This is a genomic window from Streptomyces sp. NPDC059989 (assembly GCF_042736975.1).
Lineage (GTDB): Bacteria > Actinomycetota > Actinomycetes > Streptomycetales > Streptomycetaceae > Streptomyces.
This window is the reverse complement of sequence record NZ_JBHWUO010000022.1, coordinates 102125-121658: the sequence shown is the minus strand read 5'-3', so window position 1 is coordinate 121658 and position 19534 is coordinate 102125. Positions and strand designations below refer to the sequence as shown.

The window sequence follows — 19534 nt, the reverse complement described above, 5'->3', positions numbered from 1 at the left end:
TCACCACCACAGCACCACAGCACCACAGCACCGAAGCACTGAAGTAACCGCCTGACGGCGTGCGGGGCCCGGCTCATACGTGGCCGGGCCCCGCACCCCGTTTCACCCCAGTAAGTACGCAAGTACGCAAGTACGGGAGCCATCCGATGTACCGACGCTCCGCAGCGGCTGCTGTCCTGCTGACCGCCGCCCTGACGCTGACCGCCTGCAGTTCGGGCGGCGGCAAGGCCGACTCCGGCGCGGAGGCGAAGCCGCCGGCCTCGTCGTCGGCCCCCGACCCCGCGGACACCCCGGCGTCGGCAGCACCCGCCCCCGACGCGAAGCCGACGGGCCCCGTCCTGCCCGACGCGAAGCTCACCCCGAAGACGGGCAGCTTCACGCCGCAGGAGAAGAAGTACCTGAGCGGGCGGGTGCCGGAGAAGATGGACCCGGCGGCCGTCCTGCAGGGCGGCCAGGAGTCCTGCCAGCGCGTGGAGCGCACCGCGAAGCGCGACAAGGACGCGGCGACCGGGGCCGTCATCACCGGGGAGATCCCGGGCGCGAAGGACGCGATCACGCACCTGTGCCCGGCGCAGCAGCCGATCCTGGCGGCGGCGGAGAAGGGCTTCCCCGAAGGCCCCCGCCAGTCGCCCGCGGCGGGCACGTACCGGGCGCTGACCCAGGCCACGACGTGCACGTGGGAGGCGAAGGGCAAGGACGGCGCGACCCTGGCCGCAGGCCCGGAGACCCCGCCCAAGCCGGGCGACAAGATCACGGCCACGATTCCGTCGGGCACCGCCGAGTTCACCTCGACGGGCTGCTACGCCTGGATCCCGGCGTAGTCCCACCTTCGTACGACAACGCCGCCACCGCGCCCGAACCCCGGGCCGGTGGCGGCGTTTTCGTCTGCCGTCCCCGGGTAGCCGCGGGGTCAGACGACCACGACTGTGGAGGCGAATGACATGGGAGGCATCGGCGGCTGCATCGCGCTGATCGTGATAGGGGCCATTTTCACGTTCGCGAGCGACTGGGAGATGGAGAGCGTCAACCTCGACATGGTCGGCCTGATCATGATGGCGGCCGGCGCCATCGGCCTCGCGGTCTACGCGAGCGTCTTCAAGCGCCGCCGCGCGGCGGCCCTCCCGGTGGTCAACGAGACCCGCCGGGAGCTGTAGCCCCCACGAAGGGGGCCGCCTGGCCGCTTCGCACCCGGTTCCCGCTCGGGGCTCCGCCCCAGACCCCGAACGGGCGCTCCGCGCCCGCGCCTCAAACTCCCCCAGCTACCGCTGGGAGGTGCCCCCAGGCGCGGCTGATCTCGGCTGGCGCCGCAGAGCGGCCCCGTACACCGGGAGCAGGGTGTCCAGGACGGAGTCCATCGAGAAGGACTCGGCGGCCAGCTTGCGCGCCGCGTGCGAGGCGGCTGCGTTGGCGGCCGGGTCCAGCAGGGCGAGTACGGCCGAAGCGACTCCCTGCGGCCCGGGGTCGACCGCGTGGCCGGCCCCGGAGTCGGCGATGTCCCGGGCCAGGCCGTTCGAGTGGGTCACCACCGGCGGGACGCCCACCGACAGGGCCTCCAGCACCGACATCGGGAACGGCTCGTCCACCGAGGGCAGTACGTAGACGTGCGCCCGCCGCAGTTCCGCCAGGACGGCCCCGCTGGACAGCGGCCCCGGCACCGTGAACCGGTCCGTCAGGCCGAGCTCCGCGATCCGGGAGCGGACCGCCGCCAGCTCGCCCTCGTCAGGGCCCGCGACGACGAAGTGCGCCTCCGGGTGCGCCGCCAGGACCGCCGGGGCCGCGTCCACGAAGTCCACCGGCCGCTTGCGAGCCTGCAGGCGCGCCGAGTACAGGATGCGCGGCGGGCCGGAAAGGGCGGGCCGCTCCTCCTGCGCCGGGGTGCCGTTGACCAGGCGGACCGCGTTCGCCAGCGGGGCGCCGACCACCGCGTCCAGGCCCTCGCGCTCATGCGGCGTCAGGTACAGCACCGCGTCCGCCCCGCGCAGCAGCCGGCGTACGGCCACCGCGTCCAGCACCTTGGCCAGCAGCTTCTCGCTCGGGTCCACCATCCCGTGAGTCTGCAGCACCAGCGGTTTGCCGGCCCGCAGCGCCGCCAGTGCCACCGGCAGGGTCACCAGGTCCCGCGCGAGGTGGACGTGGACCACGTCCGCGTCCCGCACCAGGCGCCCCGCCGAGGCCAGCAGGGCCGGCGAGGTCATCCCGCTGAAGCCCAGGGGGAGCAGGCGGCGGGCAGGGAAGAGCTTCGCCGGAACGCCCTCCACCGAGGTGGGCCACTCCTCGAAGCCCTCGCCCAGCGCCAGCAGCCGCGCCTCGTGGCCGCGCGCCCGCAGCCCCTTGGCCAGGTTCAGCGCGACCCGGACCGGCCCGCCGAAGGCGTGCGAGGGGGAGTGCAGGGTGACGGCGTGCAGGACGCGCAGAGCGGCACTCACTTGGGCTCCTCCACCGGGCGGCGCCGCCCGTCCTGGGTCTGCAGGGTCAGCTCCGGCAGGTCCTTGTGTACGACGGCCCCCGCGCCCGCGACCGCGCAGCGGCCCACGGTCACCCCGGCCAGCACGGTCGCCCGTACCGCAACCCACGCGCCGTCCTCGACCGTGATCGGGGCGTTGCGGTAGCGGAAGTCGGCGGCCCGGTGGTCGTGCGAGCCGGTGCACAGCAGGGCCTCCTGCGAGAGGCACACGTGCGAACCGATCGTCACCGGCTCCAGGTTCAGCAGCCAGGCGCCCTCGCCGATCCAGGTGTGGTCCCCGACCGTCAGCTTCCACGGCCACAGCACCCGCACCTTGTGCCGGATCAGCACGCCCTCGCCGATCCGCGCCCCGAAGGCGCGCAGCAGCGCGACCCGCAGCCGCGCCGGACAGAACCAGCTCATGAACAGCGTGTTCATCACGGCGAACCAGAGCGCCTGCGTCAGCAGCCCGCGCCCCTTGTCGTATCCGGCCAGCGTGAAGGAAGGAAGATCACGCACCTGTAGCCCCCATCGTGCACCCACACCGGCGCCTCCCCGGGCACGGCCCGCTCAGACTAGACTGCGCGCGGACCAGGCACATGGGGTGGGGGCGGCAGTGACGACGGACATACGCAAGCCCACCGTCCCGCCCGCGAAGCCGCCCGTGCCGTCCCCGTTCGAGGACGAGACGATCTGGGGCCGGGTCACCACCCCGCGCACCCTGCTCTCGCGCGCGCTGTCCGTCCCGCTCGCCCTCGGATTCACCGTCTTCCTGCCGCTGTTCGTGGCCGTCCAGACCGGAGCCGGCGTCCGCGACGCGGCCTTCTGGCTCCAGCTCCTGCTCACCATGTACGCGGGCGCCCGGCTCTCCGCGATGGTGCTCACCAGCCGGCGCAAGCTGCTCCAGGGCTCCTTCTGGCTCTTCGTCTACATGGCCATGGGCGTGGCCCCGCTCGCGCAGGCCGTCCTCGGCCAGGTCCCCACGCCCGTCGTCGGCCCGCGCTCCGACCTCACCGCCGCCATCGGGCTCGTGCTGCTCGGCTGCACGGCCTTCGACGTCGGCGTGCTGCTCGCCCGCCACCGGCCGGCCGGCCGCGCGGGCGGCTCGCAGAAGGAGCCGCGCCCGGTCATGGCGCACCGCCGCCGCCTCCAACTGCTCACGGTCCTCTCCTTCGCGTGCAGCGCGGTCTTCGTGATGAAGCTCGGCGGCCCGGCGGTCTTCTTCTCCAGCCGCCAGGAGATCATCGCGGGCATCGAGGAGGCGGGCGTCTCCAACGGCGACGGCCAGGCCGGCCAGGCGTTGCTGCGCGGCTTCGGCACGGTTCCCGCGCTGCTCGCACTGCTCCTGTACACGCGCTGGCTGATCACCTCGAAGTTCGCCCGCCGCAAGGTCTCGATCATCGTCACGTGGGGGGCGCTCGCCGCGCTCAACCTGGTGGTCAACAACCCCATCTCGAACCCGCGCTACTGGTTCCTGACGGTCATGTTCGCGATGCTCTTCACCGTCTTCCCGGTGAGCGCGGCGATGTACCGGGTGGCGCTGTCGATGGCGGTGGTCATCGCGCTCCTGGTCTTCCCGTTCGCGGACCGCTTCCGGTACGACGAGAAGAACTACAAGCCGGTCGAGACCACGTCCTTCCTGGAGCCGATGGCGCTCAAGGACTACGACCAGATCGGCATGTTCGCGAACACGATCACCTACTCGAACTCCGGGCCGGGCCACTACTACGGGCGCCAGCTGGCCGGGTCGGTCCTCTTCGCGGTGCCGCGCTCGGTCTGGCCTGGCAAGCCGAGGGACACGGGCGTGATGGTCGGCCAGTGGATGGGCACGGTCAACACCAACCTCTCCTCCCCGATCTGGGCGGAACTGTGGCTCGACTTCGGGCCGCTGGGCATGGGCGCCGGCCTGCTGGGCATGGGCTACGCGTCGGCCCGCGTCGACCGCCGCTACGCGAAGCGGGCCACGCGGCGCTCGCCACCGGGCAGTCTGATCTCGGTGGTGGTCCCGCTGGTCGCGGGCTACTCCTTCATCCTGCTCCGCGGCCCGCTCCTCCAGGCGTCGGGGCGCGTGGCGATCGCGGCGCTCTGCCTTGCGCTGGTCGCGACCTACCGCCAGGACCGCGCCACCACCCTCCGCTGACCGGCGCGCCGCCGTTGCCGGGGCTCCGCCCCAGACCCTCCCCCAGACTCCGTCCGGGGGGACCCCCACGCCTCAAACGCCGGCGAGGCTGGACATGGCTGCTGCCGTCCGCAACATCCAGCCCCACGCGGCGAAGCCGCCGTATAGCCGCGCAGCGGATCAGGCCGCGGCGGCCTGTTGGGGTGCGGGCTGTGGGGCGGTGTCGCGGAGGCGGGCCACGCGGGACCAGGCCGCCGCGGCCTTGAGGGCCGAGCCGGCCGCCAGGCCCCAGGCGGCGCCCGCGGCGCCCCAGAGCGCGTATCCGGACAGGAGGAGGGCCACCGACAGGAGGGAGAAGACCACCTGGACGGACAGCGTGGACTTCGGGGCCAGTACGCGCAGGGTGAGGAGGGCGCACGTGCCGAGGCCCATCACCGCGTACTGGGCGCCCGTCGCCGGCAGGAGGGCGGACGCCGCGGTCCAGGTGTCGCCCAGGAGTTCGCGGCCCAGCCGGTCCGGCAGGAGGAAGAGGACCGTGGCCCAGGCCGCTCCGACCGCCGCGAGTACGACGCCCAGCAGCGCCGTCGCCCGGACGGTGGCCCGCTTGCCGCCGAGGCGCCCCAGCATCGGCGGGGCGAAGGCGTTCGCCGAGTTGAACAGCACGTTCAGCGGGCCGAACAACGTGGTCGCGCCGCGCAGCGTGCCGACGGCCAGCGGCGTCGCGAAGACGCCGAGGCCCAGCACCGCCAGCTGGCTGGAGCCGTTGCCCACCGCGAACTCGACCACGAACCGCTGCCCCAGGTGACCCCGCCTCAGGTACGGGCGCAGGTCGGCGCGGGCGCCGCGTACGTACGGCCGCAGCAGCCACAGCCCCAGCGCGAGCGCCGGCAGCGCGGAGAGCCCCCACGCCAGCACCAGCCGCCCCGCGGAAGCACCGGACGGCTGCACGGCCAGCGCCGCGACCACGCACACCAGCCGCAGCGCATCGGCCGCCAGCGCCCGCTCGGGGGCCCGCAGCGCGGAGAAGCAGTACCGCAGCCCGTCCTGCAGGAGCACCAACGGCAGGACGAGGCCCAGCGCGAGGAAGGCCCGCCCCGTGGCTCCGGGGAGCAGCAGGCCCACGAGGGCCAGCGCCGCGCCGACCACCGCCGAGGCGGCCCCGGTGAAGGCGGCCGCCGACCGGCACACCGCCCCCAGCAGTTCGCCCTTCTCCAGGACCAGGCTCTGGCCGACGTACGCCATGTTCAGTCCGAGGAGCACGCTGAAGGCCACGTACACCATCGAGAAGTCGGCGAAGCCGGACGCCGATGACAGCCGGGCGGCCAGCACCAGCACCAGGATGTTCGTGGCGCTTGAGGCTGCCTGGTCCAGGACCGACGCGACCGCCGCGAGGCCGCGCCGGCTCACCGCCTGCCCATGCGGACGGTCCGCAGGGCGACCGTGTCCGTACCGTCGCCCGGAATGTGCTGCTCGGCCTCGGCCACCTCGTAGGGGATCGGCTGCGGCGCGGACCGCGCGGGCGCGGACGACGCGGCCGGCGGCGGACCGCCGGCCTCCGGGCCGCCCTTGCCGCGGCCCCGCTTCTCGTCGGGCAGCGGCGCGTGCAGCACCGCGCCGAGCACCGTGCCGCCGGCCCCGCTGATCAGCTCGCGGATCCGCGACAGGTCGGTGCGGTGCACGGCGCGCGGGTCGCAGACGACCAGGACGCCGTCGACGCGGTCGACGAGGGCGAGGGCGTCGGCGTACGAGAGCACGGGCGGCGCGAGCACGACGACGGTGGAGTTGGGGGAGTCGGCCTCGGCGATCAGCCGGGTGGCGCGCGGGGAGGTCAGCGCGCGGGCGACGTTGCGCACCCGCTCGCCCGGGATCAGGTCGAAGGTGCCGGACTCCCCGGCGTCCACGACGAGCTGCCGCCCGTCGGGCCATTCGGTGTCCGCGTGCTGGGCCGGGCGCTTCCCGGCGCCCTGGCCGCCCGGCGACTGGCTCCAGCGCGGCCGGCCGCCCGCGTCGGTCGGCAGCTGGCTGGCCAGCACCGGGGTGCGCAGGTCGGCCTCGATGAGCAGGACGTCCTTGCCGGTCTCCGCGAAGGAGGCGCCGAGGTTCACGGCCACCGCGGCGGCCGTCTCGCTGCTGCCGCGCGGGGCGACGACGAGCAGCCGGCGCCGGTCGGCGAAGCGGGAGTCGTAGGCGAGCCGGAAGGCCACCGAGCGGTACTCCTCCGCCAGCCGCGGATCGGCCTCGCCCGCGGCGAGCAGCGGCCCGCCGCCCGTCTTGTCCCGCGGCAGGTAGCCGAGTACGGGCGCGCGCAGGGCCCGCGCCACATCGCCCTCGGAGCGCGGCGCCGGGTCGAAGACGAGCCGGACCCAGGCGGCCAGCAGGCCGAGCGCCAGGCCCACGGCCGCGCCGAGCGCGAGCGACATGGGGATGCCGGGGCCGTCGGGGGCGCTGGGCGGGGTCGCGGCGCTGGTGACCCGGCCCGGGCTCATGTCCAGGGTCTCCAGCTTGGTGATCTTGGTGTTGTAGCTGCCGACCTCGCTCTGCAGGTCGGTCTTGGTGGAGGTGGCGGCGTCGCGCGGGGCGCCGGCCGGCATCCGGGCGATCTCCTTGGTGAGCTCGTCGAGCTGCTTGGCGATCGGGTCGCGCTGGTCCTTGTAGCCCTTGACCATCTTGTCGCGGGTGGCGTCGAGGGCCTCCTGCCGCTTGAGCAGGTAGGCCTCGGTCATCGCGTTGGCGCGCTGGGCGGCCTCCTTGGGGGAGGACGCGGTGTAGGTGAAGCGGAGCACCATCGTCTGCGGCGGGTTGGTGACCTGGAGCCCGCCGCGCAGGGCGGCGAAGCCGGACGGGCCCACGCCGAGCTTCTTCGCGGCCTCGTTGGCTATGGAGGAGCTGAGCGCGACCTGCCGCTCCGAGCCGATGTTGATCGCCTTGTCGGGCGCGAGGCTCGGGTTGAAGGGGTCGTCGGTGGGGGCGCGCAGGACGACGTCGGTGGTCGCGACGTAGGTGTCGGCCGTGGAGATGCCGAGGTAGACGCCGCCCAGCAGGCCGATCCCGATGCCGGCGCCGATGAGCCTGCGGTAGCGCAGGAGCTGCCGGAACTGGTCTCTGAGGAGGTCGGGTTCGTCCTCGGCCGGTGCCGCCGCGGGGCGGTTCGTCTCGATCACGGGCAGGGACCCCCAAGTGCCTCGTCCATCAGTGCGTCGATGCGGGCCAGGCCCGCTTCACGGCTCAGGTGGGCCGCCACGTGGCGGGGCCCGGCCGCTCCCAGTGCGTCCGCGCCCTCGGGGTCCTCGGCCAGGGCCCGTACGGCCTTCAGCAGGGCCTCGGGGTCCTCCGGCGGTACGAGCACCCCTGCGCCCGAGCGCTCCACCTCCTGGGCGGTTCCGCCCTCCGCCGCCACGGAGGCGATGACGGGACGGCCGGTCTGGAAGTAGGAGGTGAGCTTGGACGGCACGCTCATGTCCATCACCGCCGCGTGCTGCGTGACCGCGAGCACGTCCGCCGCCGCGAGGATATCCGGGAACTCGCCGTCGGCGGCAGGGGGGATGATGTCCAGATTGGGCACATCGGCCGACATCTCGGCGAGGGCCGCGCGCTGACTGCCGTCACCCATCAGGACGAAGCGGACGCTCGGGTCCAGCCGGGCGGCGCCCACGAGCACTTCGAGTCCCTGCTTCAGGCCCATGTTCCCGGAGTGCAGGACGACGGTCTGGCCCGGGGCCCAGCCGAGGTGGCGGCGGGTCTCGGCGCGCGGCTTGGTGGGCACGGCCACGTGCGACCAGTTGGGCACGAGGCGGATCCGGCCCGGGTCCACGCCCATGCCGACGACCCGGTCCACGAAGGTCTCGTGGATGACGCCGACGAGGGTGGCCCGCTTGAGGGCGTACGCCTCGGCGCGGCCGGCGATCGCGGCGGCCTTGTCGCCGCCGCTGATGCCGCTCTGCGCGGCGGCGGCGCCCATCAGGTCCTGGACGACCGGGACGTACGGGACCTTCCACCGCGCCGCGAGCCGGGCGGCGAGCACCCCGCCCGCCAGGCTGGGCATCTGGGCGAGGACCGCCTGCGGCTTCGGCATCCGGGGCGGGGCCACGGCACCGTGCAGCAGAATCGATCCTTCGAAGAGGGCCCGCTTCACGGCGGTCTGACGCGGCGGGACGGTGTGCGCACGCCGGTGCACGGTGACCCCTGCGCGCTGTTCCGTGCGCTGGAGCGCCCCCTTGTACTCCGGTTCGAGCGACCACGCCGGGTAGTGCGGCATGCCGGCGAGGACGTGGGTCTCGTGGCCGAGATCCGCCCAATGCTCCGCGATCTGGGTGGCGTACGGCCCGATCCCCGCGTGCTCCGGAGCGTAATTGGTGGAAACCAGCAGCAGGCGCCGGTGACCGGATCTGGACACTGAACGTCCCCTTCTCCCCTGGATGATGCGCACGTCACCCTATTCGTTCACCGACGTGGTGCGGAACGTGCACGCTATTGTCTGCTAATCGGCTGCACCGGGGGGTGTGGCTGCTGGGGGTAACAGATGATGGAGCGGGATATGTCCGACCTTGGCGTGCCCGCGCGGCCGGGTACGCAGCGTGCGTACAGAATCGGCTATGCGCCGGGCGCGTACGATCTCTTCCATATCGGACATCTCAACATCCTTCGGCACGCCCGCAGCCAGTGCGACTACCTGGTGGCCGGGGTGGTCTCCGACGAGATGGCCGAACTCGCCAAGGGGCGCCGCCCGATGATCCCGCTCGTCGAGCGCCTCGAAATCGTGCGCAGCGTGAAGTACGTCGACGCCGCCTTCGTCGAGACGGTCCCCGACAAGGTGGAGACCTGGCGGCAGGTCCGCTTCGACGTCATCTTCAAGGGCGACGACTGGCGGGGCACGCCCAAGGGCGACAAGCTGGAGAAGGACTTCGCCGCCCACGGGGTCGACGTCGTCTACTTCCCCTACACCGTGCACACGTCCAGCACCCAGCTGCGCCGGGCACTGGACGCGCTCGCCGAACCGCTCGCCGCGGGGGACGGGCCGATCAGCGCGGAACGGCGCTGAGCTCCCGGAACCACTTCGCGAGGAACGCCACCAGGAACAGGGCGGCGACCGCGCCGAAGCCGGCGTACGCCCAGCGGAACAGCTCCCCGCCGCCGAGCAGCAGGAACACCACGCAGAACACCCCGTAGTCCACGGGCAGCAGTGCCACCGCGCGTACGGTCGAAGGCGCCGCGGCGGCGCTCCCGGGGGCTGCCTTCGGCTTGAGCTTCTCCGTCAGCAGCCCGCCGAAGAAGGTGACGACCGCGGCCAGCTGGAAGCCGAGAGGCACCAGCAGCCAGCCGTCCGCTTGCGTCCCGTATGCCTCCGGGAAGCGGTAGAAGGCGATCAGTACGCAGGTGTGCAGCGCGGTCAGCTTGGCGCAGTCCACGACGTGGTCGAGCCACTCGCCCGCCGCGCTGCCGCCCCCGCGCAGCCGGGCCAGCTGCCCGTCGGCGGAGTCGAAGGCGAAGCCGAGGGCGAGCGCCGCCCAGACGGCGATCCCCAGCCCCCACGAGGGCGCGGCCAGCGCGACCGCGGCCGCGGCGGCGAGGCTGAAGGCGGCGCTGACCAGCGTCACCTGGTTCGGCGTGAGCCCGAGCACGTACGACCCGGCGGCCAGGAACCGCCCGGCCGGCCGGTTGACGAACCGGGAGTAGAGCGAGACGCCCTTCGCCGATTTCTGCGCCCCGCGCAGCTCCCGCAGCGCCGTACCGACACTCGCCATGCGTGCCCCTGTTCGTGTGTTCGTGTGCTCATGTGTTCGCAGGAGGCCACATCATCGCAGGGCGCACGCGCACGTCCACTCGGACTCCGCTTTCACGTCCCGGCGACCACCACCCGCAGCAGCACCACCGACCGCGCCGGGACCGTCAGCGTCTCCCCGCCCCGGTGCCGGGTGCCCGGGGCCGTGGCCTGGTCCTCCCGCGAGGTGTCCACGACGAGTTCGTACTCCTGCGCCCACGGCGCCCCCGGCAGCACCCACGCCGCCGGCCGGTCCCCGGTGTGCAGCACGGCCAGGAAGCTGTCGTCCGTCACCTGCCGGCCCCGCTCGTCGCGGCCCGGGATGTCCCGCCCGGACAGGTACATGCCCAGCGTGGCGGCCGGCGCGTACCAGTCCCGCTCCGTCATCTCCACGCCCGCCGGGGTGAACCAGGCCAGGTCCCGCAGCCCGTCCGCCCCCTGCGGCCGCCCCGAGAAGAACGCCCGCCGCCGCAGCACCGGATGGGCCTGGCGCAGCGAGATCAGCCGGGTGACCAGGGCGAATTGCGACTGCCAGGCCGGGTCCGACAGGAGCGACCAGTCCACCCACCCCGTCTCGTTGTCCTGGCAGTACGCGTTGTTGTTGCCGCCCTGCGTGCGCCCGAACTCGTCCCCCGCCACCAGCATCGGCACGCCCGTGGACAGCAGCAGGGTGGTGAGCAGGTTGCGCAGCTGGCGGCGGCGCAGCACCCCGATCCGCGGATCGTCGCTCTCGCCCTCCGCCCCGCAGTTCCACGACCGGTTGTCGTTCGTCCCGTCCCGGCCCGCCTCCCCGTTCGCCTCGTTGTGCTTGCGCTCGTAGCTCACCAGGTCCCGCAGCGTGAAGCCGTCGTGGGCCGTCACGAAGTTCACCGAGGCGTACGGCCGCCGCCCGCCCCACGCGTACAGGTCGCTCGACCCCGACAGCCGGTACCCGAGGTCCCGTACGTCGGGCAGCGCGCCCCGCCAGAAGTCCCGTACGGCATCCCGGTACCGGTCGTTCCACTCCGTCCACAGCGGCGGGAAGGCCCCCACCTGGTAGCCGCCCGAGCCCACGTCCCACGGCTCCGCGATCAGCTTGACCCGCCGCAGCACCGGGTCCTGGGCGATGACCGCCAGGAACGGCGACAGCATGTCCACGTCGTGCATCGAGCGGGCCAGCGCCGCCGCCAGGTCGAAGCGGAAGCCGTCCACCCCCATCTCGGTGACCCAGTAGCGCAGCGAGTCCGTGATCAGGCGCAGCACGTGCGGGCGGCCCGCGTGCAGGGTGTTCCCGCAGCCCGTGTAGTCGGCGTACCGGCGCTGGTCCGACTGGAGCCGGTAGTAGCCCCGGTTGTCGATCCCGCGCAGCGACAGCGTCGGCCCGAGCTCGCCCGCCTCCGCCGTGTGGTTGTAGACCACGTCGAGGATCACCTCGATCCCGGCCGCGTGCAGGGCCCGCACCATCCGCTTGAACTCCCCGACCTGCTGCCCGGCCGTACCGCTCGCCGAGTAGCCCGCGTGCGGGGCGAAGTAGCCGATCGAGTTGTAGCCCCAGTAGTTGCGCAGCCCCCGGCGCAGCAGGTGGTCCTCGTGCGCGAACTGGTGCACCGGCAGCAGCTCGACCGCCGTCACGCCCAGCTTCACCAGGTGCTCGACCGCCGCCGGATGGGCGAGGCCCGCGTAGGTGCCGCGCAGCTCCTCGGGAACACCCGGATGGCGCATCGTGAAGCCGCGCACGTGCAGCTCGTAGATCACCGAATCGGCCCACGGGGTCTTCGGCCGGACGTCGTCGGCCCAGTCGTCGTCATCGTGGACCACGACGCCCTTGGGCACGAACGGCGCCGAGTCCCGGTCGTCGCGCACCGTGTCGGCGATGTACTGCTGCGGCCAGTCGCGGACGTGCCCGTACACCTCCGGCGGCAGGGTGAAGTCACCGTCCACGGCACGGGCGTACGGGTCCAGGAGCAGCTTCGCCGGATTGTGGCGCACGCCCGTCCAGGGATCCCAGCGGCCGTGGACGCGGAAGCCGTAGCGCTGTCCGGGGCGCACGCCGGGCACGAAGCCGTGCCAGATCTCGTGCGTGAGCTCCGTCAGGGAGCAGCGGGTCTCGGTGGCGTGGGGGCCGTCCCCGTCGAAGAGGCACAGCTCCACCGCCTCGGCGCCCTGGGCCCACAGCGCGAAGTTGGTGCCCGCCGTCCCGTCGGGGCCGTGGTGGAAGCGGGCCCCCAGGGGGTGCGAGGATCCGGGCCACACCGGTGGTCCCGGGCGCGCGGAGGCGCGTAAAACCGGCCCTCTGACCTGGCCGTTCGGCTGGCCGCCGGGCCGGTCGTCGGTCTGCGGCGGTACGGGCGCGGCCCGCCCGCCCCGCACCACGCCGGCGGCGTCCCCGGCGTTCCCGACGGCTTCCACCGCCTCTTCCTGCTCGGCTGCGCTCGACACTGCCCGCCTCCACGGCTCCTGGGTACCTGAGGGGGAGGGGAGTGCGGCCCCGGCGTCCCGGCCTGGGCCCGCCCCCGTCTGGTCCTTCCCACTGTTCTGCCCGGACTGTTCTCCCCGGAACGTGCGTCCCGCTCACGTTTCCCCCGGAGGGCCCCCGTCGTTGGAGGGATCGTGACACTTCTGACGAGGCGGGCAGGGGCGGGCTTGGCCGCCGTGGCGGCATGGGCGGGCCTGCTCGGCGGCCTGGCCGGATGCACCGAGGACGGCCGCTCCCCGGTCGAGATCCAGCTCCCCGGCAAACCCCGCTCTCCGGACGAGGCCATCCGGATCACCCCCGACGACAACGCCAAGGGGGTCCCGGCCGACGGACGGCTCATGGTCACCGTGCCCGAGGGCCGGCTGGAGCGGGTCGTGGTCACCAAGGTGGAGGACGCGCAGGAGGAGCAGGTACCCGGCGCCATCGCCGAGGACGGGCTCAGCTGGAGCCCCGACGAATCGGCCGGCCGGCTCGCGCTCGCGGCCAAGTACACCGTGGACGCCGTCGCCCTCGACGGGCACAACCGCCGCCAGGCCCGGCACACCACCTTCACCACCTACGTGCCGGAGGAGCGGTTCATCGGCTACTTCAAGCCCGAGCACCGGTCCACCGTCGGTACCGGCATGATCGTCTCCTTCAACTTCAACCGGGCCATCGCGCGCCGCGCCGAGGTCGAGCGGGCCATCACCGTGACCTCCAACCCGCCCGTGGAGGTCGTCGGCCACTGGTTCGGCAAGGAGCGGCTCGACTTCCGGCCCAAGGCGTACTGGAAGGCCGGCACCGAGGTCACCGTGAAGATGAAGCTGCGCGACATCGAGGGCGCCCCCGGCTCCTACGGCATCCAGGACAAGACCATCACCTTCACCGTCGGCCGGTCCCAGGTGTCCACCGTGGACGCGGCCGCGCACACCATGGAGGTCCGCCGGGACGGCAAGCTGCTGTCCACCGTCCCGATCACCGCCGGAGCGCCCAAGACCACCACCTACAACGGGAAGATGGTGGTGATGGAGCTCTTCGACGTCACCCGCATGAACGGCCAGACCGTCGGCTTCGGCGGCGAGTACGACATCCCCGACGTCCCCCACGCCATGCGGCTCACCTCCTCCGGGACCTTCCTGCACGGCAACTACTGGGCCAGTCCCGACACCTTCGGCTCCAGCAACATGAGCCACGGCTGCGTGGGCCTGCGCGACGACAAGGGCGGCGGCTCGGACACCCCGGCCGGCTGGTTCTTCGACCGGACCCTGGTCGGGGACGTGGTGGAGGTCGTGAACTCCCAGGACAAGACGGTGGCCCCCAACAACGGCCTGGGCGGCTGGAACATGTCCTGGGCCGACTGGGTCGCGGGCTCCGCCATCGCCTGACCTGGGACGGGCCCGGCCGACCCGCCGGGCCCGCACGCCGGGCGACCGATCCGGCACTTGGGACGGAACGGTGACAAGACCGTGCCTTTTCGTAGTGTCCCCATGTGATTACCTGTCGACAAGCGCGCGACTGCCCGCGCGCGGGGGACATGGGGAGAACACGAGTGAACCTGCAGCCGATACGCGGCCGAGCCCGCACCGGCCTGCCGGCCCTTCTGCTGGGGGCGGCCCTGCTGCTGACCACCGCATGCAGCGGCGGCGGAGGAGGCAACAGCAGTGGCAGCGGCGGTGACAACGGTGGGGGCGGCAAGACCGGCACCGAGGCGTCGAAGGCCGTCGTCACCGTCAAGCCCGACGACGGGGCCAAGGAGGTCGCCACCAGCGGCGTCCTGAAGATAACCAGCACCGGCGGCAAGCTCACCACGGTGACCGTCGCCGACACCAAGGGCAACGCGGTCGAGGGCAAGGTCGCCGCCGACGGCGCGAGCTGGGAGCCGGACCGCCACCTGGCCTCCGCCACCGAGTACAAGGTGCACGCGGTCGCCAAGGACGAGGCCGGCCGGGAGTCCGCCAAGGACACCACGTTCACGACGCTCACCCCGCAGAACACCTTCGTCGGCCACTACACGCCCGAGGACGGCGAGACCGTCGGCGTGGGCATGCCGGTGTCCGTCAACTTCAGCCGCGGGATCACCAACCCCGAGGCCGTGGAGAAGGCCATCACGGTGACGGCCGAGCCGTCCGTCCCCGTCGAGGGCCACTGGTTCGGCAACGACCGCCTCGACTTCCGCCCCGAGAAGTACTGGGCCGCGGGCACCAAGGTGACCGTGAAGCTCGCCCTCGACGGAGTCGAAGGCCGCCCCGGCGTCTACGGCAAGCAGACCCGTACGGTCACCTTCACCATCGGCCGCTCGCAGGTCTCCACGGTCGACGCGAGCGCGCACACCATGGAGGTCGTCCGCGACGGCCAGGTGCTCAAGAACATCCCGATCACCGCGGGCGCCCCGTCGACGACCACGTACAACGGCCAGATGGTCATCAGCGAGAAGTACAAGGTCACGCGGATGAACGGCGCGACCGTCGGCTTCGGCGGCGAGTACGACATCTCCGACGTCCCGCACGCCATGCGGCTGTCGAACTCGGGCACCTTCGTCCACGGCAACTACTGGGCCTCCTCCGGCACGTTCGGCTCGGAGAACGTCAGCCACGGCTGCGTCGGCCTGAAGGACGTCCGCGGCGCCGGCGACGGCAACCAGCCCGCCGCCTGGTTCTTCAACGAGTCCCTGATCGGCGACGTGGTCGTGGTGAAGAACTCCAAGGACAAGCAGATCGCCCCGGACAACGGCCTCAACGGCTGGAACATGGACTGGGCGGAGTGGATCAAGTAGTCGCCCGTACGTAGTCCAGGTGGCCCGGTGCTGTGACACACAGCACCGGGCCACCGTCGGTTAACCGGCGCTAACCTGGCCCGTATGACCATCTCTCTCGAAGTCTCCGAAGGCGTCGGCACCATCCGCCTGGACCGGCCGCCCATGAACGCCCTGGACATCGCCACCCAGGACCGGCTGCGCGAGCTCGCGGTGGAGGCGACCGACCGGGCCGACGTCCGCGCCGTCGTCATCTACGGCGGCGAGAAGGTGTTCGCGGCGGGCGCGGACATCAAGGAGATGCAGGTGATGGACCACGCGGCGATGGTCGCCCGGTCCCGCGCCCTCCAGGACTCCTTCACCGCCGTGGCCCGCATCCCCAAGCCCGTCGTCGCGGCCATCACCGGCTATGCGCTGGGCGGCGGTTGCGAGCTCGCGCTGTGCGCCGACTACCGGATCGCCGCCGACAACGCGAAGCTCGGCCAGCCCGAGATCCTGCTCGGCCTGATCCCGGGCGCCGGCGGCACCCAGCGGCTCTCCCGGCTGATCGGCCCGTCCAAGGCCAAGGACCTGATCTTCACCGGGCGCATGGTCAAGGCGGACGAGGCGCTCACGCTGGGCCTGGTCGACCGGATCGTCCCCGCCGCCGAGGTGTACGAGCAGGCGCACGCCTGGGCAGCCAAGCTGGCGCAGGGGCCCGCGATCGCGCTGCGCGCCGCCAAGGAGTGCGTCGACGCCGGTCTGGAGGCCGACATCGACACCGGCCTCACCATCGAACGCAACTGGTTCGCGGGCCTGTTCGCCACCGAGGACCGCGAGCGCGGCATGCGCAGCTTCGTCGAAGAGGGCCCGGGCAAGGCCAAGTTCGCCTAGTCGGAGCCCCGTCCTCCCTGCGGGTGGATTAGCCAGGCCTTAAGGCAGCCTTAAGCCCGATGGGTGATCCACTCACGGTGATCGCCGATGTGCGCTCCGTCACCGCAGGTCAATCGGGGTGCAACCACCCTCTGGTTGCCGTCCGCATATGACAGGACACCCTCTCGGAATCGTTGATTCCGGAGGGTGTTTTCCTGCGGAACGGCCCGGAGGGGCGGGCGGGCCGTCCATGATGGGTGCATGGCGGGCCTGGAGGGTGTGGAACAGCCGCGGCAGCGCAGCAGCGCTTCGGCCGTACGGCTCACGGCGGCTCTTGAGGACGAACAGGGCCTCAAGGCACTGGAGTTGTACGGGAATCCGGCCGAGGCCGAAGTGACGTTGCCGTCCCTGCCCGAGTCGGCGGGTACCGCGCGCAGGCTCACCCAGTGCGTGGTGATCCGCCTCTGGGGCCTGTCGCCGCAGATCGCCGAGCATGCCGTCCTGCTGGTCTCCGAACTCGTCGGCAACGCGGTCCGCCACACCGGGGCCCGCTCCTTCGGCTTACGGATGCTCCGGCGGCGCGGCTGGATCCGGGTGGAGGTGCGCGACCCCTCGCGCGGGCTGCCCTGTCTGATGCCGGTCCACGAACTGGACACCACCGGCCGGGGGCTCTTCCTCGTCGACAAGCTCTCCGACCGCTGGGGCGCCGACCTGCTGCCCCGCGGGAAGATCACCTGGTTCGAGATGCGCGTCGCGGACCGCCAGAGCTCCTGACATGCCTGAAGCCCCCGGGGCGCCGTGGTGGGGCGGTGCGGGGGCTTCATGGGTGTGCCGAGGATCAAAGGGGGTGTGTGATCCTCGGCGGGGCGACTTCGCTCGGGTCAATGGGAAGCCGTGGTTCCGACTATGGCAGACGAGGGCCCAAACGCCAAAAGTCCCTACTCGGACATAAGTGTGCAAATAGTAAGAGTTTCGCGTTAAATCCTAGGCGAGGTGGGCCACCCACCTCGTAATCAATGAATAAGTATCGACCGCTCAGTGTAAATCGTTGATCACATAGCGGACACGTTGGTGTGCGGCCCACTTCGACGAACGTCCTGAATTGGGTCAATCATTACCTTCCGGGCCTACCGGCCCTTAAATGGGCAGGTGCTCTCACATCCAGGCCGCCGCGCGGCCCTGCGCGCGGCCGGTCTCGGGGTGGCCGGCGCCGCCGCGGCCGGTCTCACCGCCGCCTGCGGACCGGGCCGCCCCGCCACCGCGCCCAGCGCGCCCACCGCCCCGCCCCCGGGACCGGCCGAGCCGGCCCGCCCGGCGCAGGCGGCCCCGGCCGGCCCGCGCCGGTTCGCCGGCCAGCCCGTCGAGATCGGCCACGGTCCGCGCGACCGCCCCCGGGTCGCCCTCACCTTCCACGGCAACGGGGACCCCGCCATCGCCCGGGCGGTGCTGGCCGAGGCCGAAAGAGCGGGCGCACGGGTGACCGTACTGGCGATCGGCAGCTGGCTCGACGCCCACCCGGAGATGGCCCGACGGGTCCTCGACGGCGGCCACGAGCTCGGCAACCACACCCAGCGCCACCTCGCGATCAACACCCTGCCCGAGGCGGAGGCGTACGCCGAGATCACCGGCTGCGCCCAGCGGCTCAAGCGGCTCACCGGCTCCATCGGCACCTGGTTCCGGCCCTCGCAGACCCAGTACGCCACCCCGCTCGTCCGGAAACTGGCCCAGCGGGCGGGCTACCCGCACGTCCTCTCCTACGACGTGGACTCCCTCGACTTCACCTCGCCCGGCGCCGCGGCCGTCATCCGCACCGTCACCGGGACGATCCACGGCGGATCGGTGGTGAGCCTGCATTTCGGCTACGCGGACACGGTCGACGCGATGCCGCCCCTCCTCGAAGAACTCGCGCGCCGCAAGCTGCGCGCGGTGACCACCACGGAGCTGCTGACGCCATGAAGACCACCCGCCTTCCCCGGAAGGCCACCGTGCTGCTGGCCGGTCTGGTCCTCGCCGCCCTGGCCGGCTGCGGATCGGCCGACAAGGGACCCGCCGAGGCGCTCGGCACCAAGGGCCCGGCCAAGCCCGTCAAGGCCGTCCCCGCCGTCCCGCCCGGCCTGGCGGGCATGCCGCCGGTCCTCGATCCCCACGACGTCTACGCGGCCGACCGGCCGAACAAGCTGTCCCCGGTGGTCAAGGACTTCCCGTCGCGCGTCTACGTGCCCAACACCAACTCCAACACGGTGTCCGTCATCGACCCGGTGACCTACCAGGTCATCGACACCATCCCGGTCGGCGTCCAGCCCCAGCACGTGGTCCCCTCCTGGGACCTGAAGACCCTCTGGGTCAACAACAACCGCGGCCACACGCTCACCCCGATCAACCCGGCCACCGGCGAGGCCGGAAAGCCGGTCGAGGTGCACGACCCGTACAACCTGTACTTCACGCCGAACGGCAAGTACGCGATCGTCATGGCCTCGATGGACAAAGAACTGGTCTTCCGCGATCCGCACACGATGGACCGGGTGAAAACCGTCCCGGTGACCTGTTATGGCGTCAATCACGCGGACTTCTCCGCCGACGGCCGCTACTTCATCGTGAGTTGCGAGTTCTCCGGCGAACTCCTCAAGGTCGACACGGAGAAGATGGAGGTCATCGGCCAGCAGAAACTGCCGTTCGAGGGCGCGATGCCGCAGGACGTCAAGGTCTCCCCGGACGGAAAGACCTTCTACGTCGCGGACATGATGGCGCACGGCATGTGGGTGCTCAGCGGGGACAAGTTCGAGACCCCCAAGCTGCTGCCCACGGGCAAGGGCTGCCACGGCCTGTACGTCAGCCGCGACTCCAAGGAGATGTACGTCTCCAACCGCGGCGAGGGCACCATCTCCGTCTTCAACTTCCCGCAGAACAAGCTCACCAAGAAGTGGGAGCTGCCCGACGGCGGCAGCCCCGACATGGGCGGCGTCTCCGCCGACGGCAAGGTGCTGTGGCTCTCGGGCCGCTACAACTCCGAGGTCTACGCCATCGATACCGTCACCGGCAAGCAGCTCGCCCGGATCCCGGTGGGCGGCGGACCGCACGGGCTCGCCGTGTACCCGCAGCCGGGCCGCTACTCGCTCGGCCACACCGGCATCTTCCGCTGAGCACGGCGATGCCCCGGGAGCTCGCACAGCTCCCGG

At 72.1% G+C, this 19534-nt stretch carries 17 protein-coding genes; 10 read left to right on the top strand and 7 right to left on the bottom strand.

Annotated elements, in window-relative coordinates:
- The first annotated feature begins 146 nt into the window (after positions 1 to 146).
- The gene (locus tag ACFWBN_RS21225) at positions 147 to 821 is read left to right on the top strand and encodes a hypothetical protein (RefSeq protein WP_385178432.1); all 675 of its coding nucleotides are present in this window, start codon (positions 147 to 149) and stop codon (positions 819 to 821) included.
- Positions 822 to 941: 120 nt separating this feature from the next.
- Positions 942 to 1154 carry a DUF6458 family protein gene (locus ACFWBN_RS21220; protein WP_385178431.1) on the top strand — a complete coding sequence of 71 codons (213 nt, stop codon included), beginning with the start codon at positions 942 to 944 and terminating at the stop codon, positions 1152 to 1154.
- A 105-nt stretch (positions 1155 to 1259) separates the two neighbouring features.
- Here ACFWBN_RS21220 and ACFWBN_RS21215 read toward each other — a convergent pair whose 3' ends face one another.
- Both ACFWBN_RS21215 and ACFWBN_RS21210 read right to left on the bottom strand, forming a co-directional pair.
- The gene (locus ACFWBN_RS21215; protein WP_385178451.1) at positions 1260 to 2414 is read right to left on the bottom strand and encodes a glycosyltransferase; all 1155 of its coding nucleotides are present in this window, start codon (positions 2412 to 2414) and stop codon (positions 1260 to 1262) included.
- Between the two features lie 8 nt (positions 2415 to 2422).
- Entirely contained in the window at positions 2423 to 2962 is a 540-nt protein-coding gene (locus ACFWBN_RS21210) for a WcaF family extracellular polysaccharide biosynthesis acetyltransferase (RefSeq protein WP_385178430.1), read from the bottom strand.
- Between the two features lie 97 nt (positions 2963 to 3059).
- Between ACFWBN_RS21210 and ACFWBN_RS21205 the strand changes: the two genes are divergently transcribed.
- On the top strand, positions 3060 to 4583 hold the full coding sequence (locus ACFWBN_RS21205; protein ID WP_385178429.1) for a hypothetical protein: 1524 nt from the start codon (positions 3060 to 3062) through the stop codon (positions 4581 to 4583).
- A 159-nt stretch (positions 4584 to 4742) separates the two neighbouring features.
- Here ACFWBN_RS21205 and ACFWBN_RS21200 read toward each other — a convergent pair whose 3' ends face one another.
- Genes ACFWBN_RS21200 through ACFWBN_RS21190 form a run of 3 tightly spaced genes read right to left on the bottom strand, consistent with a single transcriptional unit; the run spans position 4743 to position 8925 of the window.
- Positions 4743 to 5969: a hypothetical protein gene (locus ACFWBN_RS21200; protein ID WP_385178428.1), complete on the bottom strand. Its 1227-nt coding sequence runs from the start codon at positions 5967 to 5969 to the stop codon at positions 4743 to 4745.
- Complete coding sequence (locus ACFWBN_RS21195; RefSeq protein ID WP_385178427.1) at positions 5966 to 7723, bottom strand: lipopolysaccharide biosynthesis protein; 1758 nt, start codon at positions 7721 to 7723, stop codon at positions 5966 to 5968. Before ACFWBN_RS21195 ends, ACFWBN_RS21200 begins: the two co-directional genes overlap by 4 nt.
- Positions 7720 to 8925, bottom strand: coding sequence for a glycosyltransferase (locus ACFWBN_RS21190; RefSeq protein WP_385178450.1), 1206 nt, complete (start codon positions 8923 to 8925; stop codon positions 7720 to 7722). The genes ACFWBN_RS21195 and ACFWBN_RS21190 overlap by 4 nt, the downstream gene beginning before the upstream one ends.
- A gap of 171 nt (positions 8926 to 9096) precedes the next feature.
- On the opposite strand from ACFWBN_RS21190, the gene ACFWBN_RS21185 reads away from it, so the two are divergent.
- Complete coding sequence (locus ACFWBN_RS21185; protein ID WP_385178426.1) at positions 9097 to 9600, top strand: adenylyltransferase/cytidyltransferase family protein; 504 nt, start codon at positions 9097 to 9099, stop codon at positions 9598 to 9600.
- On the opposite strand, the gene ACFWBN_RS21180 is transcribed toward ACFWBN_RS21185, so the two are convergent.
- Both ACFWBN_RS21180 and glgX read right to left on the bottom strand, forming a co-directional pair.
- Positions 9581 to 10303, bottom strand: a complete 723-nt coding sequence (locus ACFWBN_RS21180) for a CDP-alcohol phosphatidyltransferase family protein (protein WP_385178425.1) — start codon at positions 10301 to 10303, stop codon at positions 9581 to 9583. The two genes, ACFWBN_RS21185 and ACFWBN_RS21180, sit on opposite strands and share 20 nt — an antisense overlap.
- Positions 10304 to 10395: 92 nt before the next feature.
- Positions 10396 to 12738 (bottom strand): glycogen debranching protein GlgX, encoded by a 2343-nt coding sequence (glgX, locus tag ACFWBN_RS21175; protein ID WP_385178424.1) that lies wholly within the window; start codon positions 12736 to 12738, stop codon positions 10396 to 10398.
- Positions 12739 to 12918: 180 nt separating this feature from the next.
- Here glgX and ACFWBN_RS21170 point away from each other — a divergent pair, with 180 nt between their 5' ends.
- The 6 genes from ACFWBN_RS21170 (at position 12919) to ACFWBN_RS21145 (ending at position 19498) form a co-directional block, all read left to right on the top strand.
- Positions 12919 to 14139 (top strand): Ig-like domain-containing protein, encoded by a 1221-nt coding sequence (locus tag ACFWBN_RS21170; protein ID WP_385178449.1) that lies wholly within the window; start codon positions 12919 to 12921, stop codon positions 14137 to 14139.
- A 149-nt stretch (positions 14140 to 14288) separates the two neighbouring features.
- On the top strand, positions 14289 to 15527 hold the full coding sequence (locus tag ACFWBN_RS21165; protein WP_385178423.1) for an Ig-like domain-containing protein: 1239 nt from the start codon (positions 14289 to 14291) through the stop codon (positions 15525 to 15527).
- Between the two features lie 84 nt (positions 15528 to 15611).
- On the top strand, positions 15612 to 16379 hold the full coding sequence (locus ACFWBN_RS21160; RefSeq protein ID WP_385178422.1) for an enoyl-CoA hydratase/isomerase family protein: 768 nt from the start codon (positions 15612 to 15614) through the stop codon (positions 16377 to 16379).
- A 240-nt stretch (positions 16380 to 16619) separates the two neighbouring features.
- Positions 16620 to 17132, top strand: a complete 513-nt coding sequence (locus ACFWBN_RS21155) for an ATP-binding protein (RefSeq protein WP_385178421.1) — start codon at positions 16620 to 16622, stop codon at positions 17130 to 17132.
- Positions 17133 to 17507: 375 nt separating this feature from the next.
- Positions 17508 to 18314 carry a polysaccharide deacetylase family protein gene (locus ACFWBN_RS21150; RefSeq protein ID WP_385178420.1) on the top strand — a complete coding sequence of 269 codons (807 nt, stop codon included), beginning with the start codon at positions 17508 to 17510 and terminating at the stop codon, positions 18312 to 18314.
- Positions 18311 to 19498 (top strand): YncE family protein, encoded by a 1188-nt coding sequence (locus tag ACFWBN_RS21145; RefSeq protein ID WP_385178419.1) that lies wholly within the window; start codon positions 18311 to 18313, stop codon positions 19496 to 19498. The genes ACFWBN_RS21150 and ACFWBN_RS21145 overlap by 4 nt, the downstream gene beginning before the upstream one ends.
- Positions 19499 to 19534 lie beyond the last annotated feature (36 nt).

Excerpts from the sequence above, each read along its gene's own strand:
- ACFWBN_RS21155 (WP_385178421.1), top strand. The coding sequence starts at position 16,620 with ATGGCGGGCCTGGAGGGTGTGGAACAGCCGCGGCAGCGCAGCAGCGCT.
- ACFWBN_RS21165 (WP_385178423.1), top strand. The coding sequence starts at position 14,289 with ATGGGGAGAACACGAGTGAACCTGCAGCCGATACGCGGCCGAGCCCGC.
- ACFWBN_RS21225 (WP_385178432.1), top strand. The coding sequence starts at position 147 with ATGTACCGACGCTCCGCAGCGGCTGCTGTCCTGCTGACCGCCGCCCTG.
- ACFWBN_RS21180 (WP_385178425.1), bottom strand. The coding sequence starts at position 10,303 with ATGGCGAGTGTCGGTACGGCGCTGCGGGAGCTGCGCGGGGCGCAGAAA.
- ACFWBN_RS21220 (WP_385178431.1), top strand. The coding sequence starts at position 942 with ATGGGAGGCATCGGCGGCTGCATCGCGCTGATCGTGATAGGGGCCATT.
- ACFWBN_RS21185 (WP_385178426.1), top strand. The coding sequence starts at position 9,097 with ATGTCCGACCTTGGCGTGCCCGCGCGGCCGGGTACGCAGCGTGCGTAC.
- ACFWBN_RS21160 (WP_385178422.1), top strand. The coding sequence starts at position 15,612 with ATGACCATCTCTCTCGAAGTCTCCGAAGGCGTCGGCACCATCCGCCTG.
- ACFWBN_RS21145 (WP_385178419.1), top strand. The coding sequence starts at position 18,311 with ATGAAGACCACCCGCCTTCCCCGGAAGGCCACCGTGCTGCTGGCCGGT.